Source organism: Inquilinus sp. OTU3971, assembly GCF_038440215.1.
The window spans coordinates 1-500 of the sequence record NZ_JASATH010000442.1; the positions used below are offsets into that span (position 1 = coordinate 1).

At 68.4% G+C, this 500-nt stretch carries 1 pseudogene; it reads left to right on the forward strand.

The annotated features are described in order from the left end of the window. Positions 1 to 500: pseudogene (locus AAHM41_RS40330) on the forward strand (phosphoketolase); the annotation flags it as partial.

The following is a 500-nucleotide window of genomic DNA, read 5'->3' on the forward strand; positions in this document are numbered from 1 at the left end:
CTCGACGGCTATTGGCGCGCGGCGAACTACCTGTCGGTCGGGCAGATCTATCTGCTCGACAACCCGCTGCTGGAGCAGCCGCTGGCGATCGGGCACATCAAGCCCAGGCTGCTCGGCCATTGGGGCACGACGCCGGGGCTGAACTTCATCTACGCCCATCTCAACCGGGTGATCGCGCGCGACGACCTGGACATGATCTTCATCTGCGGCCCCGGCCATGGCGGGCCGGCGGTGGTCGCCAACACCTATCTGGAGGGCATCTATTCCGAGATCTATCCGGAGGTCGGCCGCGACCGGGAGGGGATGCGCCGGCTGTTCCGGCAGTTCTCCTTCCCCGGCGGCATCCCCAGCCATGCCGCGCCGGAGACGCCGGGATCGATCCATGAGGGCGGCGAGCTCGGCTATGCCCTGGCCCATGCCTATGGCGCCGCCTTCGACAATCCGCAGCTGATCGTCGCCTGCGTCATCGGCGACGGCGAGGCGGAGACCGGGCCGCTGGC